Genomic DNA, 14,014 nt, shown 5'->3' with positions numbered 1-14,014 from the left:
ACCCCTGAAAAAACGAATGATCCCGTAGTCTCCGGCCGTTGCGCATTCATCTCGCAATCCGAAGAATGAGCCAATCGCGTGCTTGTGCAATCAGGCTCTTGCGGAGCCTTGGAGGCCGGACAATGGACCCATGGCGATTGGCGACGAAGGCGCAGCGTCGAATCAACCTTCTCTCGGGCGTGGCTCTCTTGAGCTGGGTTCTCGTCTGGCTCGCCAGCCCTGGTGCGGCGCCCATCGAACGAGTCAGCGCTTCTGTCAAGAATGCCGGCGCTTCGATCGAGAGCGCCGAGGCGGCTTCAACCGCGGAACGCAAGGAACCTTCTCGCATCGCGAGCGCCGAGCCGGTGGTCACGCCGCCCGTGGTCACGCCGCCGGTGATCGCGCTGGCAAGCGCCGCCATCGATGCCATCGAGGTGCCGCTCCCTGCGGCGACCGTGATCGAGAAAGCGCCGGACATCACGAAAGCGCCTGACGCGACGGCCGCCCCGGAAGAGCCGAAATCTTTCGTCGTGGCCTCGCTGACCGATCCGGCGGAGGTGCTGCCGCCAGAGACGCCTGCCGCCGACGTGGCCGCGGCGAGTTCGCCTGCTTCGATGCGCGACACTGGCCTGCCGGCGGTGAGCACCATCGAAATCAACGAGGAATGTCTGGTCGCGGAAATCTGCATCGATCGCTATCTGTGGGCGCTCTATGAGCGGGCGCCCAAGATCGACGCCATCAAGGTGCATGAGCGGCGGAAAGTGACGATCAAGAGGAAGGGCAAGACGATAACCGTCACCAGGACCTTCACCAAGCGCGTCGACGAGGATTTTACCTGGAAGGACCCGAAGGCGGCCGACAGAGCCGGCATGACGATGATCGACTACGTGATCGGCGGCATGGACAAGAGCTTCAAGCTGAAACTCTTTCATACCCTGCACGCCGCCGAGCAGGCCGGACTATCGCCCGGCATCACCAGCGCGTTTCGCGACGACTACCGCCAGGGAATCGCAAGCGGCCTGAAAGCGGCAACCGATCGATCCTACCATGGCGGGAGTTTGCGTGGCGGTTATGGCCACGGGCTCGCGGCCGACATCGTCAGCGTCAAGGGCGCGACGCGGGCGCAACGTTGGGTCTCCACCGACAAGCTCTGGAAGTGGATCGACGAAAACGGCAAGACGTTCGGCATCGGGCGGCCGTATCTCGACCGGGATCCGCCGCATGTGGGACCGATCGACGGCAAGGAGTATGCCTCCCGCCGTGGCGGATCGAAGACGCAGGAAGCGCAAGCGAGCATCAAGAAGCGCGAGCGCTTAACCGCGCGAGACAATCACCGCACGGCAAAGCGCACGAAAACAGCCAATGCCAAAACGGCAAAATTGTCCAAAGGCCGGACCATGTAGCCGGTCCGCCGCATGCCCTTCCTGCCCACGCGGGAAGACGGCGAGGCTTGATCAGTCAAGCGAACGGCGCGTAGCCCGCATGAGCCAACGGTCGCGCGAATGCGCGACCGATGCCCGATGACAGGCTCCGCGACATGCGGAGCGAATGAAATTGAAGCCCGAAATCGCCCCACGACTCATTCGCGGCGCGAACTGGCCGCAGCGACCGTCAAAGCGATTGCTGCCGGATCGCAGCAGAGCACCATCAGCAATATCAGCCATCGCACCGCGGCTTCGGGCGCGGCGCCGACCATCATGGCGAGATACTGGATCGGACCGGTGGACGCTTCGATGCGAGAGCGTTCGCCGGCCAGCGCCGCGCGTTGTGCCTGCAGGTCGACGAGCGTTGCGGTCGCGGCCTGCCGCTGCGTATCCAGCCCGTCCCGCGTCGCGCGCTCTTGGCTGACGATGTTGAGAGCCCGCGTCACCCGCCCGCGCCGTGTCGATTCATCGACCGCCCGGTCGATTTGCGCGATGCGGCCGGTGAGATCGGCGACGGCGGCCGTTTGCGCCACCACGCGGGCGTCGAGCGATTCAATGCGCTCGGTGACGCCTGACCGCGCCGTGGCCGCGACGCTGACATGCGCCTCGACCAGCTTGCCGAACACGCCGGCGGCGTTGATCAGCGCGAGGCCGGCGACGAGCGCGACCATGACGGAGCGCATTTTCCAGCTGGTCTGGCGCCAATGCGCGGCCAGCCATCCGGCGATCACGAGCTTGCCGGCCTCCATCGTGGCGGCGAGCACCATGACCGCAACGGGATCGCCGGGAAATATTTCGGCCATGCCGGCGACCGAAAAATAGGCAGCGACCGTCGCCAGCGCGAGAGCGGCAGCAATGGCAAAGGCGCGGCTGGTGCGTTCGCGCGTTGGTGGGGCGGGAACGACAGAAACGGCCTCCGGCACGGCCGCCTCGGCGGAAACCGTCGGCGGCTCAAGCGGCGCGTTCGGCATCTCCGGCTCGACGTTGGCCTCGGTCGCTTCCGTTGCCGTTGCCGATGCCTTGGCCTTGGTCGCCCTGGTGGCTTTGCTACGACCGGCCGCCGAAGAGGAGCGGCTGCGTTTCTTTGCTGCCTGGGGCGCCTCGCCGGATGGCTCCATGCTGAGGGCTTCCGGTGTTGTCACCAGTCTAGGGGCACGATTTGAGGCATTGGCCCAGGCATCAAGCTGATGCCTGATGCGCATGGCGTCGCTGTCGCCCTCCGCCGGTTCGGTCGCGGAGATCGCTCGCGTGGTTGCACGGCCTGTCATGTGGCGCCCTGCCTCGAAACGACGAAAGTCCGCTTTTGCTCGACAAAGAACTGACGTGCGCCGTAGCCGTCCGTGTCGACGGCATATCTAAAGCTCCCGTCAACGGTCGGAAACACGGCCACAACCGGGCCCGACTCGTGATCGTTGGCCACGTTTTCGACTTGCTCGCCAATCGCAAACTTCGACATCGAAAACCCCTTCTCGGATTCGTTGACGCGATTATACCCGCACACGCAGGCCATCGCTGCTCAACGATTCGCCTTCCGGAATTTACGACGCTGGTTGTTGCACGAATGCCGCATCCTGCTCTCCGGCCGCAACCGCTCCAACGTGGAGCGCGAGGCGAGCATCGCGCGATGTTCGAATTGAGTCCGAAAAGCGGGTCGCGGACGAAATCATTCGGACGATCTGAATCTGAGAAGCGCTGCGGGCATCGCGTGCCGAACAACGCCATCCAGAACTGTTGCTGCATAATGACAGTCAGGCTAATCCGCCGCAGAGACCGTAGTTCTACGCTTTGCGAATCGTCCACGCCCGGATTCTACTTTCACTGCAATTGTTTCCCTTGAGCGTTTGACTAGACCGTCCCGCGCCGAATGGCGCGGCTTTGAAGTGCGTAGTTTTGCGGGCCGATTTCCTGAAGGCCGGGCGCGCACCCTGCTGGCACGAACCCTGCATGGCGTGAGCGAGCCGGATATTCAACGACGAAGGTCACCATGCTCGTTACTCTCATCGCCGTTCTCTGCAACAGCCAGCTCTGCCTCGAAAAGGTCGTTACCACCAGCGAGCAGTCCGGCATCACCATGGGCGCCTGCGCAGTCAACGCGCAAATCGGCATCGCCGACTGGCTCGCCAAGGGGCCCTATCACGCGTGGCGATTGCAAGGCTACAAATGCGTGCTCGGTAAATACACGCCGAAGAACGAAGCCTGAGGAGCCACAGGCTATCTCACGCTGGCGCGGTTCTTTGCCGGGCATAACGAATTTGTTTGCGTCGACGTCAGGCGGCCGGGTGCATTAGCGCACTGACCATGGCCATGCCAATAACGGTTGCGTTTTTTTGGCTTGCGGCCGCGCCGGGGCTGGCGTCGGCTTTTGCGTCTGACCGACAGTGGTCGCCTGCCGCGGACGCGGCAGTGGTATTTCGGGCATCACCTTTGGCTCTTCAGACATCATCTTTGGCGCTTCGGGCACCGCCTTTGGCTCTGAAGCGCTGGCGACATTGCGGGCGAGTTGTTCCTGGCTTGTGTTGACCCGCTCGATAAGCGTCTGGCTTTCGCGCGTCATCTGGATCTGGGTCGCCTTGATCTGCTCGATGATACTGTTGTTGCGTGCCATTGCTTCCCGGCTCGCGTCGAGTTGGCTCGTGAGATTTTCATTGTCGCGGACCAATTGTTCTTGCCTCACCTTGAGCTGTTCGACCGTTTGCCTCAAGGCAGCGAGATCGCCCGCCATCGGTTCTAGCTGCTGCGCCAACTCGGAAGACAGAACAACAGCAGCCGACGCGACATCTTTCGGCGCAGCGGCTTCCGGCGCCGCCTGTGTCAGAGGTGCCGGATCTGAGGGGGCCATCATCACCGTATCGGCGGAGGATGACCACCACCAGGCAGCGACACCAATGAATGCTGCCGAGAGAGAGCCAACGAAAGCCAGATAGCGCCAATCCGCCAATCGATGACTCGTTGCCGGCGGGGGGCGAGACGTGTTCATGCTGGTCGGCGGGACCGAAGGACCGATTCCCACTTCGCGCGCCAGGTTCGAAAGCTGCTGATCCAAACTTGCGATCTGCCCTTCCGCGAGCCGGTCTTCAAGACTGGAATTCATTTGATGCTCCGTATCAAATGCAATGGCTCCCGCCTGGGAGCGATCCGCGCATCTGCGCTACGACGAGCTAACACTGGCGTTTAACGCAGCTGAGAAGGCGGAACTATGTTCACGACCGGAGAACTACGGAAGGAACTCTGACCCTTCGCGGGCGCTCTGCATTCGTCGTCAAGTTCCGTATCCCCTGTTCCAAGCCGAAGGCCCGCGCCCACATGCGCGAGACGCACAGCCCGTAGGATGGGTGGCGGGACTTTATCCGCCGTAGCTCAACGAGCGAAGGCGGAAGCGATACCCATCAATTGCCGCCTGGGACTGCGATGGGTTTCGCTGCGCTACAACTTCGACAAATCCATTTCGGAATCGTAAGACTTGCCTTCGACATCCTTGGTGATGGCCTGCCCGCAGATCACTTCGCCGCGCTTCTGGTCGAATGTCAGAGTCGGCTGTCCATAAAGCTGCCACCCGCGGTTCAAAGCGTCGGTCACTCGGTGGCAGAATGCGGCATCATCCTTGCCCGTGAGATATCGGTAAACCTTCATGATGCCCTCCAAACGCTCGAACAGCTTTTAGCGCGTAGGATGGGTGGAGCGAAGCGATACCCATCGAGCACGGTGTGCGGTGAGCTGATGGGTATCGCTTCGCTCCACCCATTCTACGAAGCTACGGAATTCATTCGATCGGCTTCAGCCCCGCTTCGATCTGCGCCCTTCGCGGCTCCAGGAACGGCGGCAGCGCCAACCGCTCGCCGAGGCTTTCCATCGGCTCGTCGGTCGCAAAGCCCGGGCCGTCGGTGGCGATCTCGAACAGGATGCCGTTGGGCTCGCGGAAATAGAGACTGCGGAAATAGAAGCGATCGATCTCGCCGCTGTTGGGGATGCGCAAGTCCGTCAGACGTTTCGTCCAGGCGTGATACTGCGCCTCGTCGGGGGTGCGGAACGCGACATGGTGCACGCCGCCGGCGCCCTGGCGGGCGATCGGCGAGGTCTTATCCTCGAGCACATGCAGCTCAGCGGCGGGGTTGCTCTCTCCCCTTGCCTCGCCCATCTCGAACACGTGAATCTGCGCACCGTGAGCGGCATACTCCCGCACGCGGCGCATGTTCATGACCTCGGCCAGCACGAAGGTGGTGCGCGATAGATCATGCACGGTCAGCACGATCGGACCGAGCCCGCGGATCTGATGCTCCGCCGGCACCGGACTCTTCTCCCAAGGCGAGGCCGGCCCCGCACCGCCATCGTCGATCAGAACCAGCCGCTGCCCCTCACCGTCCTCGAACGGCAGCGTCAGACGGCCGTCGACCTCGATGATGTCGCGGGTCTCCACGCCAGCCTTCTTGAGTCGATCCCGCCAGTAGCCGAGAGCCTTCTCGCCGGCAACGCGCAGGCCGGTGCGCGAGATCGAATTGGTTCCGCGCAGTTCAAGCGCCGCGGGAAAATCGAAGAAGGTGAGATCGGTGCCGGGATTGGCTTTGCCGTCGGCGTAGAACAGGTGGTAGGCGCTGACGTCGTCCTGGTTGACTGTCTTCTTGACCAACCGCATGCCAAGCAGGCCGGTGTAAAAGGCTAAATTCTCCCGCGGCTTCGCCGAGATCGCGGTCAGATGATGGATTCCGCCTAGCTGCATTGCATTAACCTCGTAGTCGGGATGGCTTTCCGCCGGAAAGCCATCCCCGCGTTATGTTGTTATTTGAGCATGATCTTTTCGGAAAACCGGGGGCCACTTTGCGCTAACGCGGCCCTTCGGGTCCGGATCATGCTCCCCCGGGAAAATTGCACGGAGTGGTTGGGGCCCTTGCCGGATCATGTAGGATAGGACCGGATGATTGGCCAGCGGCACCGCGGCCGGCTGCTTTTAGGGGCAAGTTCATGACCGGACACCTCATTGTGTCGGACGAAGACGCGACGCGCGTGATCAAGCTGCGGCGGCCCGAGAAGAAGAACGCGTTCACCCAGGACATGTATCGCGGAATGAGCGATGCAATCGACAAGGCGCAGTACAATCCCGATATCCGCTGCATCATCATCACCGGCGGTTCGGGCGTGTTCACCGCGGGCAACGATCTTGAGGATTTTCTGAAAGAGAGCACGTCGAATACCGATACACCACGCGGCGCCTCCAACGCCGTAAAACTGCTTTATTCGCTGGCCCACAACGTCAAGCCGATCATCGCCGCCGTCGACGGCGTCGCGATCGGCATCGGCACCACCATGCTGTTCCATTGCGACTATGTGCTGGCCAGCACGACCGCGACGTTCTCCACGCCGTTCATCAATCTCGGACTGGTCCCCGAAGCCGCCTCCAGCCTGTTGATGCCGCGCACCATGGGCCACCAGCGCGCCTTCGCCATGCTGGTGATGGGCCGCAAGTTTTCCGCCGACGAGGCGCGCGAGGCTGGCTTCGTCAATGTCGTTGTGGCGCCCGGACACACCGAAGCCGAGGCGCGCAAGGTCGCGCGCGAGATCTGCGCACTGCCGGCAGAAGCGGTCGCAATCACGCGCAAACTGCTAAAACTGCCGCCAGAGGACATGACGCGCCGGATCGACCAGGAAGGCCATCTGTTCGGCGAACGATTGCGTTCGAAGGAAGCCGTGACGGCGTTCAAGGCGTTCTTCGAGCGGAAGAAGGGGTAGTTGAAGGCACGCTCTCGCCCCACCGTCATTGCGAGCGCAGCGAAGCAATCCATTGCGCCGCATCAAGAAATAATGGATTGCGTCGCTGCGCTCCCTTGCACAAACGCTTCGCGTTTGTCGCAGGCAATGATGCGGAAACATCAAGGCCATGAAAGTTCTCTTCCGTCCTTTCCTTGCGCTCGCGATCATGCTGGCGCCCATCGCTTCCTTAAGCGCGCAAACCACCGCTCCGGTCGACCTGCGCATTCTCGCGATCAATGATTTTCACGGCTATCTTCGCCCGCCCTCGGGCGGGATCACGATCGCCGATCCCGAGGACGGGACGAAGAAGATCACCGTCGAAGCCGGCGGCGCCGAGCACATGGCGACGCTGGTCGGCCAGCTTCGCGGGGGGCACAAGAATTCCATCTTCGTCGCGGCCGGCGATTTGATCGGCGCCAGCCCGTTTCTGTCGGCGATGTTCCATGACGAGCCGACGATCGAAGCGCTGTCGATGATGGGCTTGAATATTTCCGCTGTCGGCAATCACGAATTCGACGAGGGCAAAGACGAGCTGTTGCGCATGCAGAACGGCGGCTGCCATCCGGTCGACAAATGCCAGGGGCCGCATCCGTTTACCGGCGCGAAATTTCGCTATCTCGCCGCCAGCACGTTCGAGAAGAGCAGCGGCAAGACGGTGTTTCCCGCCTATGAAATTCGCACATTCGAAGGCATTCCGGTCGCCTTCATCGGCCTGACTTTGAAAGGCACGCCTGGCCTCGTCTCGCCTGTCGGCATTGCCGGCCTCGAATTCCGCGACGAGGCCGAGACGGTGAACGCGCTGATCCCGGAGCTGAAGGCGCGCGGCGTCGAGGCCATCGTCGTGCTGATCCACGAGGGCGGATTGCCGACCGGGGACTACAACGAATGTCCCGGCATTTCCGGGCCGATCGTCGATATCGTCAAAAGGCTCGACAAGGCAGTGGACGTCGTGGTCTCCGGCCATACCCACCGCGCCTATGTCTGCGAGATCGACGGGCGGCTCGTCACTTCCGGCGACAAATACGGCACGCTGGTCACCGCGATCGATCTGAAACTCGATCCCGTGACGCGCGACGTCGTCAGCGCCAGGGCCGGCAACAATATCGTCCGCACCGCAGCGCTTGCGAAGGATGCGCAACAGACCGCGCTGCTTGACGCCTATGACAGGCTGGCCGCGCCGATCGCCAACCGCCCGGCGGGCGCGGTGACGGCGACGCTGTCGCGCGTGCCGAATGCCGCCGGCGAAAGTCCGCTCGGCGACATCATCGCCGACGCGCAACTCGCCGCGACCAGCGCGGAAGCAAGAGGCGGTGCGGTCATCGCCTTCACCAATCCCGGCGGCGTCCGCGCCGATGTCACGCGGAAGGAAGATGGCGCGGTGACCTATGCCGACCTGTTCGCCAGCCAGCCGTTCCGCAATCAACTGGTGACGCTGACGCTGAGCGGAAAGCAGATCAAGGACATGCTGGAGCAGCAATGGCGCGACCCCAAGCGGCCGCGGATCCTGCAGGTGTCGAAAGGCTTCAGCTACGCATGGGACGGATCGAAGGGCGATGGCGAGCGCATCATCGCCGAACGGATGTCGCTGAACGGACAGCCGATCGATCCTGCTGCGCACTATCGCGTCACCGTCAACAATTTCCTGTTCGTTGGCGGCGACGGTTTTACCGTGCTGACGGAAGGAACCGCACCGCTGATTGGCGTCTATGACGTCGACGCTCTGCATACCTATTTTGCGGCGAACAGTCCGGTCGGCCCGACCTCCGCCGATCGCATCGTCCGGGTCAACTGAGCCGCGCGCCGTGGGCCTTTCCGAGCGGCCTCTAACGGCCTAGATTAGCCGCTCCTTGCCGGCGCGCTCCTCTACGCCAGGATTTCGCATGACACTGCTTCTGACCCATACCGCCTGCCTCGACCATGTCACGCCCCCGGGGCACCCGGAGCGTCCTGACCGGCTGCGCGCGGTCGCCGAGGTGCTGGCGGACGATCGCTTCAAGCCGCTCACGCGCAGCGAGGCGCCCGAGGGCAGTCTCGATTCCGTCACGCTGTGCCACGGCGAGCACTATGTCGGCGAACTCCGCCACATCGCGCCGCAAAGCGGCATGATCTATATCGACGGCGACACCTCGATGTCGCCGGGCACCTGGGAAGCGGTGATGCGCGGCGTCGGCGGCGCAGTGGCTGCGACTGACGCGGTGATGTCCGGAACCCATCAGAATGCCTTCGTCGCGGTGCGGCCGCCCGGCCATCATGCCGAGGTCTCGAAGCCGATGGGCTTCTGCTTCTTTGACAATGTCGCCATTGCCGCACGCCACGCCCAGCGCAAATACGGCATCGGCCGCGCCGCGATCGTCGATTTCGACGTCCATCACGGCAACGGCACGCAGGACATTTTCTGGCACGATCCGACCGTGATGTACTGCTCGACGCACCAGATGCCGCTGTTTCCCGGCACCGGCGCCAGCGGCGAGCGCGGCGAGCACGACACCATCGTCAATGCGCCGCTGGCGTCCGAAGACGGCAGCGCCAAGTTCCGCTCAGCATTCGAGAACCTGATCCTGCCGCAGCTACAAAAATTCTCGCCGGAGCTCGTGATCATCTCCGCCGGCTTCGACGCGCACTACCGCGATCCCCTCGCCTCGCTCAACCTGAAGGCGGACGATTTCGGCTGGGTCACCCGCAAGCTGATGGATGTGGCTGATTCGAGCGCCGAGGGGCGGGTTGTCTCGGTGCTGGAAGGCGGCTACGACCTGCAGGGGCTGAAAGAGTCGGTTGCCGCGCATGTCACCGCGTTGATGGGCGCGTAGATCACGCCACAATAGGTCCGAAATAATTTGCTTGATTCTGCGCTTCTGACTGGGGGCGCATCCGGGAACTCGATATGGCCGAAAACACGCAAGCGGACGTCAAAAAACTCTCCTTCGAGCGCGCGATCGAGGAACTCGAATCGATCGTGAAACGGCTGGAGGACGGCAAGGTGCCGCTCGAGGAATCGGTCGCAATCTATGAACGGGGCGAAGCGTTGAAGCGCCGCTGCGAAGAACTGCTGCGGCAGGCGGAGGCCCGCGTCGACAAGATCACGACGGACGCGAACGGCCAGGCCACCGGGACCGAGCCACTCGACGTCCAGTAAGCCCGCCAGCGGTCTTAGCGTTCGGCGCACGAAACGGGCTTACTGGGCGAAGTTTCTACCTTGCCGTGTGGGAGACGGAACAGCCGAATTAGTTCTTCCGGCGCTGCACAGCCTGATATAGTCCGCCCACACTTGGGGACAGTACGTGCGCGTCGAGCACCGCCATATTATCTATATTCAGGGCTACGATCCGCGCGGGCTGGCGCAATATTACCGCATGTTCCGGACCGAACTGCGCAAGTTCGGCCGGCTTTACCAACTCCAGGCCACCATCAGCCGGCCCAAGGTCGCCTCCGACGACGAGATCGCGTCCTGGACCATCGACACCAAAGCTGAGGATTGGCAGACCCGGACCTCCTACGATTTCCTCCGGTTCGAGGATTTCATCCAGCAGGACCTGGCGTCGCCGATCTGGCGCACGGTGTTCAACGCAGTGTGGATCTACTGGCGCCTCGTGTTCGCCGGCACCATCGGCCGCTTCGGCAAGGCGAACTGGCGGTTCGCCACCTTCATCACCTACCCGCATTTGATGCTGTTGCTCGAGGCCGCGTGCGCCGGCGCCATCGCCTTCGTGTTCGAGAAAGGCCTGAATGCCATCGGCATTCCCGACATGTTCAGCATCGCGATCGCCATTGCCATTTTCGTGGCGCTGCTCGGGGCCGTGCTGAAATACACCGAGAACGCCACTTACGTGCTCTACCTGCTGTGCGACACGATCTGGACCTGGGAGTTCTCGCGCCGCGAGCGCCCGGAATGGGATCAGCGCATCGACCGCTTCGCGCAGCATCTCATCAAGACGGCGAAGAGTACCGACGCCGACGAGATCGTCATCGTCGGCCATAGTTCCGGATCGTTCCTGTCGACCGAAATGCTGGCGCACGCGCTCAAGCTCGATCCGGCGCTCGGCCGTCACGGTCCGCGGATCGTGCTGCTGACGATCGGCGGCAATTTCCCGATTGTGGGCTATCACGCCGTATCGGTCGAGTTTCGCGACCATCTGCGGATGCTGGCGGTCGAGCCGTCGATCGACTGGATCGACTGTCAGGCCCGCAAGGACGTGATGAATTTCTACCAGTTCGATCCGATCACGAGCCACGGCATCGACGTCGGCGCGGCCAGACGCAATCCGAATATCGTGCCGGTCCGCTTCCGCGACATCATCCTGCCCGAGCATTACAAGAAGTTTCGCTGGCAGTTCTTCCGCGTGCATTTCCAGTTCGTGATGGCCAACGAACTGCCCAATGCCTACGACTTCTTCATGATCGTCTGCGGACCGGTCCCGCTCAGCGCCCGCATGACCCACCCCGACGCCGCGCTTGATATCGCGACCGGCGATTCCGGGGCGCGCGATCGGGCCTGGAAGCGAATCGAAGCGGCCGCGATGGCGGCCCCAAGGGCGGCCCCAAGTGCCGATTTGAGCAAACTGGAACCATCTGCCCGCCGCAGTGGTTGAAAAATCGAGGCTTTTTGCCCCAGAACGGTGGAACCGAATCGGCTCTCCGGGTTGGCTTTAGCGGCGGCTTTGGTGTAAAGCTGGCGGTTCTATGGGCTGTGGAGAGCAGCCTGCGGCTGGCTTCGGGCGGCGGCAAGCACCTCAAATAGCTAAAGAAACTGAACCGGGAAGGGTTCCGAGCGACTAAGTGATGCATATCACATGGTTTAAACCGGAGTGCATCTAGGGTTTCAAATCAGGTACCGGCCTGCCGAACTGGCAGGCGGGTCTGGATTTTCACGGCGCGGTTAACGCGCTTCCCGTCTCGCGTCAGGCCGTTCGCCCTGACTTGCAAAATTGGAATATCGCTGTGACCACATTTAGTAAAACGCCGCTTCTGGACACCATTCGCACACCTGACGACCTCCGCAAGCTCAAGATCGAGCAGGTGCGGCAGGTCGCGGACGAACTCCGCCAGGAAACCATCGACGCCGTGTCGGTGACCGGCGGTCACTTCGGCGCCGGCCTCGGCGTCGTGGAACTGACCACCGCCATCCACTACACCTTCGATACCCCGCGCGACCGCCTGATCTGGGACGTCGGCCACCAGGCCTACCCGCACAAAATCCTGACCGGCCGCCGCGACCGCATCCGCACGCTGCGTACCGGCGGCGGCCTCTCCGGCTTCACCAAGCGCAGCGAGAGCGACTACGATCCGTTTGGCGCCGCACACTCCTCGACCTCGATCTCCGCCGGCCTCGGCATGGCGGTGGCGCGCGATCTCTCCGGCGGCAAGAACAACGTCATTGCCGTGATCGGTGACGGCGCGATGTCAGCCGGCATGGCCTATGAGGCCATGAACAATGCCGGCGCGATGAACTCGCGGCTGATCGTCATCCTCAACGACAACGACATGTCGATCGCGCCGCCGGTCGGCGCGATGAGCGCGTACCTGTCCCGCCTCTACTCCGGCAAGACCTACCGCACGCTGCGCGAGGCGGCCAAGCAGATCAACAAGCGTCTGCCCAAGATCCTCGCCAACCGCGCCAACCGCGTCGAGGAATATTCCCGCGGCTTCATGATGGACGGCGGCACGCTGTTCGAGGAACTCGGCTTCTATTACGTCGGCCCGATCGACGGTCACAACCTCGACCATCTGCTGCCGGTTCTGAAAAACGTCCGCGACATGGAAACCGGCCCGATCCTGGTCCACGTCGTAACGCAGAAGGGCAAGGGCTACGGCCCGGCGGAAGCCTCTGCCGACAAGTACCACGCGGTCGTCAAGTTCGACGTCGCGACCGGCGCTCAGGCCAAGGCAAAACCGAACGCACCGGCCTACCAGAACGTGTTCGGCCAGAGCCTCGTCAAGGAAGCCGAGAAGGACGACAAGATCGTCGCCATTACCGCGGCGATGCCGTCCGGTACCGGCGTCGACATCTTCAACAAATCGTTCCCGAACCGCACCTTCGACGTCGGCATTGCCGAGCAGCATGCGGTGACTTTTGCGGCCGGTCTCGCCACCGAAGGCTACAAGCCGTTCTGCGCGATCTACTCGACCTTCCTGCAGCGCGGCTATGACCAGGTGGTCCACGACGTCGCGATCCAGAGCCTGCCGGTGCGTTTTGCGATCGACCGCGCCGGCCTGGTCGGCGCCGACGGCGCGACCCATGCCGGCTCGTTCGACAACGCCTATCTCGGCTGCCTGCCGAACTTCGTCATCATGGCGGCGTCCGACGAGGCTGAACTGGTGCACATGGTTGCGACGCAGGTTGCAATCAACGACCGGCCGAGCGCGGTGCGTTATCCGCGCGGCGAAGGCCGCGGCGTCGAAATGCCCGAGGTCGGCATTCCCCTCGAAATCGGCAAGGGCCGCATCGTCCGCCAGGGCAGCAAGGTCGCCCTGCTCTCGTTCGGCACGCGCATGGCCGAATGCGAAAAGGCTGCCGACGAACTCGCCGCCCACGGCCTCTCCACCACCATCGCCGACGCGCGCTTTATGAAGCCGCTCGACGTCGATCTGGTGCTGAAGCTGGCGCGCGACCACGAGGTGTTGCTCACCATTGAGGAAGGCTCGATCGGCGGCTTCGGCTCGCACGTCATGCAGACGCTGTCCGACCACGGCATGCTCGACGGCGGCCTGCGAATGCGTGCGATGATCCTGCCCGACGAGTTCATCGACCACGACACGCCGAACGCGATGTATGCCCATGCCGGCCTCGACGCCAAGGGCATCGTCGCCAAGGTGTTCGATGCGCTCGGCAAGGACTACAAGACCGAGACCGTCAAGCTCGCCTGAGGCACAGC

13 protein-coding genes are annotated in these 14,014 nt (G+C 62.9%); 8 read left to right on the top strand and 5 right to left on the bottom strand.

All coding sequences use genetic code 11. The features are described 5' to 3' along the window. Positions 1-122: 122 nt before the first annotated feature. Positions 123-1,382: a hypothetical protein gene (locus AC0QUY_RS34640; RefSeq protein WP_475390468.1), complete on the top strand. Its 1,260-nt coding sequence runs from the start codon at positions 123-125 to the stop codon at positions 1,380-1,382. Between the two features lie 176 nt (positions 1,383-1,558). Here AC0QUY_RS34640 and AC0QUY_RS34635 read toward each other — a convergent pair whose 3' ends face one another. Together AC0QUY_RS34635 and AC0QUY_RS34630 are read right to left on the bottom strand one after the other, a co-directional pair. Next, positions 1,559-2,671: a hypothetical protein gene (locus tag AC0QUY_RS34635; protein ID WP_475390466.1), complete on the bottom strand. Its 1,113-nt coding sequence runs from the start codon at positions 2,669-2,671 to the stop codon at positions 1,559-1,561. Next, positions 2,668-2,859 (bottom strand): hypothetical protein, encoded by a 192-nt coding sequence (locus tag AC0QUY_RS34630; protein WP_161852631.1) that lies wholly within the window; start codon positions 2,857-2,859, stop codon positions 2,668-2,670. The genes AC0QUY_RS34635 and AC0QUY_RS34630 overlap by 4 nt, the downstream gene beginning before the upstream one ends. Positions 2,860-3,387: 528 nt before the next feature. Between AC0QUY_RS34630 and AC0QUY_RS34625 the strand changes: the two genes are divergently transcribed. Then, positions 3,388-3,603 (top strand): hypothetical protein, encoded by a 216-nt coding sequence (locus AC0QUY_RS34625; protein WP_028346790.1) that lies wholly within the window; start codon positions 3,388-3,390, stop codon positions 3,601-3,603. Between the two features lie 84 nt (positions 3,604-3,687). Here AC0QUY_RS34625 and AC0QUY_RS34620 read toward each other — a convergent pair whose 3' ends face one another. The 3 genes from AC0QUY_RS34620 to AC0QUY_RS34610 all read right to left on the bottom strand — a co-directional run bounded on the left by AC0QUY_RS34620 (position 3,688) and on the right by AC0QUY_RS34610 (position 6,117). Beyond that, positions 3,688-4,494 (bottom strand): coiled-coil domain-containing protein, encoded by an 807-nt coding sequence (locus AC0QUY_RS34620; RefSeq protein ID WP_161852630.1) that lies wholly within the window; start codon positions 4,492-4,494, stop codon positions 3,688-3,690. A 332-nt stretch (positions 4,495-4,826) separates the two neighbouring features. Further along, complete coding sequence (locus AC0QUY_RS34615; protein WP_475390465.1) at positions 4,827-5,033, bottom strand: DUF1737 domain-containing protein; 207 nt, start codon at positions 5,031-5,033, stop codon at positions 4,827-4,829. Between the two features lie 130 nt (positions 5,034-5,163). After that, entirely contained in the window at positions 5,164-6,117 is a 954-nt protein-coding gene (locus AC0QUY_RS34610; RefSeq protein WP_475390463.1) for a ring-cleaving dioxygenase, read from the bottom strand. Between the two features lie 242 nt (positions 6,118-6,359). Between AC0QUY_RS34610 and AC0QUY_RS34605 the strand changes: the two genes are divergently transcribed. The 6 genes from AC0QUY_RS34605 (at position 6,360) to dxs (ending at position 14,006) form a co-directional block, all read left to right on the top strand. After that, positions 6,360-7,124: a crotonase/enoyl-CoA hydratase family protein gene (locus tag AC0QUY_RS34605; RefSeq protein ID WP_475390461.1), complete on the top strand. Its 765-nt coding sequence runs from the start codon at positions 6,360-6,362 to the stop codon at positions 7,122-7,124. 148 nt (positions 7,125-7,272) lie between these two features. Further along, positions 7,273-8,937: a bifunctional metallophosphatase/5'-nucleotidase gene (locus tag AC0QUY_RS34600; protein ID WP_475390459.1), complete on the top strand. Its 1,665-nt coding sequence runs from the start codon at positions 7,273-7,275 to the stop codon at positions 8,935-8,937. Between the two features lie 88 nt (positions 8,938-9,025). After that, positions 9,026-9,952, top strand: a complete 927-nt coding sequence (locus tag AC0QUY_RS34595) for a histone deacetylase family protein (RefSeq protein WP_475390457.1) — start codon at positions 9,026-9,028, stop codon at positions 9,950-9,952. Positions 9,953-10,026: 74 nt separating this feature from the next. Then, positions 10,027-10,278 carry an exodeoxyribonuclease VII small subunit gene (locus AC0QUY_RS34590; protein WP_057840143.1) on the top strand — a complete coding sequence of 84 codons (252 nt, stop codon included), beginning with the start codon at positions 10,027-10,029 and terminating at the stop codon, positions 10,276-10,278. Positions 10,279-10,423: 145 nt separating this feature from the next. Next, on the top strand, positions 10,424-11,731 hold the full coding sequence (locus AC0QUY_RS34585) for a hypothetical protein (RefSeq protein WP_475390455.1): 1,308 nt from the start codon (positions 10,424-10,426) through the stop codon (positions 11,729-11,731). Between the two features lie 349 nt (positions 11,732-12,080). Further along, a complete protein-coding gene (gene dxs / locus AC0QUY_RS34580) occupies positions 12,081-14,006 on the top strand; it encodes a 1-deoxy-D-xylulose-5-phosphate synthase (protein ID WP_475390453.1) in 1,926 nt (641 codons plus the stop codon). Positions 14,007-14,014 lie beyond the last annotated feature (8 nt).

This window comes from Bradyrhizobium sp. WYCCWR15520 (assembly GCF_056174665.1).
The sequence above is the reverse complement of the archived record's forward strand: the minus strand, read 5'-3'. Positions and strand labels throughout refer to the sequence as shown.